The organism is Lysobacter sp. 1R34A (assembly GCF_051217035.1).
In the GTDB taxonomy this organism is placed as follows: Bacteria; Pseudomonadota; Gammaproteobacteria; order Xanthomonadales; family Xanthomonadaceae; genus Lysobacter.
Genome location: NZ_JBPKJP010000197.1, coordinates 1 through 1795, shown reverse-complemented (window position 1 = coordinate 1795; position 1795 = coordinate 1). Strand labels below are relative to the sequence as shown.

Below are 1795 nucleotides of genomic sequence, written 5' to 3'. Positions count from 1 at the left end.
GGGACGATGTTGTAGCGGCCGCCGGTGTACACCAGGCGCGCGTTGTTCCAGCTCAGCACCATCTCGAGCAGGTTCAGCGCTTCGGCGGCGCTGACCGGTTTGGGCGTGCCCAGGGTCACCGTGCCCTGCACGCCCGGCGCGATCACGTAGTTCTGGCCCAGCATGTCGCCGAGGATGGCCTTGGCCACCGCGTGCACCGACTCGCCTTCGAAATTGAAGGTGGCGGTGCCGTTGGTCGCGCCCAGGCCCGGCGGCGGCGCCGCAGCGGCGCTGCGGTTGATGACCTGGCCGGTGCCGCGGCGGATCTGCGCCTGCGGACCTTCCTCGTCGACCTGCCCCTCCAGCGGCTGCTGGACGACGCCGTCGCGAACCAACCTGGCGCGGGCATCCTCGCCCTGGGGTCCCTTGAGAGAGGCCGGATCGCCGTCGCGGTGCAGTCGCGGCGACATCACGCTGGCGCACGACGCCAGTTGCGTGGCGATGACCGCTGCGGCGAGGGCGTGGGTGGCGTATTGCTGGGGACGTAGCTTCATGCGTTCACTCTACGGCGTGTTGGCCGGTGGTTGAGCGGCTTGTTGCTGCCGCAGTTGCGCGCGACGCGCTTCGATCCGCTTGCGGATGGCTTCCATCTGCGCCTGCTCGGTGAGCGGGGCGGATGCGTTGTTGTCGGTCGGTCCGGCTTCGTTGGGCTTGTTCTGCGGAGTCGGCATCTGCGGGGCCGGCGGCACCTGCGAGATGTTCGGGACGCGATTGGACTGCGGTTGCGGCGGCGGCGGGACCGACGGCGGCGGAGGCATCGGACGCGCGCCCGGTTGCGGCCCGGCGCCCGGCTGCGGCGCGGCGATCGCGGTCGGCGGCTCGCCGCCCTGACCGTTGAATATGCGCAGGTCGAGTTCGCGCCGGCCTTCGGGCCCTTCGAACACGGCGCGGCGCGGCTCCAGCGAGGTCAGGCGCCAGGCCGGGTGCGACTCGGGCACTTCGCCGAGCTTGACCCGCACCGATTCGCTGCCGTCGGCCGGCTGCAGGAACGCCATCGACAGTTGCGGGGTGATCAACACGCTGGTCAGCAGGTAATCGAACGCGGCCGCCTGGTTTTCGCCCTCGCCCTTGCCCTGCATGAAGAACGGCTTGGGCCGGCGGTCGTCGACGAACAGCGGGCGCGCGGCGATCTCGGCGTACTTGCTCAAGGGCCCGAGCGTATCGGGCGCGCTCTTGCGCACCTGCGGCAGCGCCTTGACCAGGCTGGGGTCTTCGTCGAGCGGATCGACGCTACGGCCCATGCCGGCGAGCGCCAGCACCCAGGTCAACAGCGCCCAGCCGGCGGCGGTGGCCAGCAACCAGGTGCGCGGGCTGGCGTCGTCAAGGCGCATTGGAAGTCACCGCCGCGGAGTTGGCATTGGGAGCGGCCGCCGACGCCGGGCCCGGGCGCAGGTAGCCGTACAGATCGAAGCTGACGTCGAGGCCGCCGTCGTTGGCCGGGCCGGCGGTGCCGGGGACGAAATAGCCGCGCGTCGACAGCAGGTTGAGGTTGCCGACGAACAGCCGCGGCGAGCCGCTTTCCAGCGAATGCAGCACCGCGGCGGTCTCGGGCGCGCCGCAGCGCAGGCGCACCTGCACCACCACGCGCGCGTAGCGGTCGCGGCGCGGCTCGGCCAGCGGCGAGCGATTGACGATGCCGCAACTGCGGTTGCCGGGGCTGGCCTCCAGCACCACCGTCTCCAGGCGTTGGACCAGGCCGGCGGTGGCGAGTTCGGCGGTGGCCTCGGGCAGGAAGCCGGGGCGGCTGGCCTGCAGC

At 71.7% G+C, this 1795-nt stretch carries 2 protein-coding genes and 1 pseudogene; all 3 read right to left on the bottom strand.

Annotated elements, in window-relative coordinates; all coding sequences use genetic code 11:
- Window positions 1–533, bottom strand: a pseudogene (locus ACSAMQ_RS20480) (hypothetical protein); the annotation flags it as partial.
- Window positions 534–542: 9 nt separating this feature from the next.
- Window positions 543–1370: a type II secretion system protein XpsN gene (locus ACSAMQ_RS20475; RefSeq protein WP_435397423.1), complete on the bottom strand. Its 828-nt coding sequence runs from the start codon at window positions 1368–1370 to the stop codon at window positions 543–545.
- A partial coding sequence (gene gspM / locus ACSAMQ_RS20470; protein ID WP_435397422.1) for a type II secretion system protein GspM occupies window positions 1360–1795 on the bottom strand: 436 nt, incomplete at its 5' end. The genes ACSAMQ_RS20475 and gspM, both read right to left, overlap by 11 nt.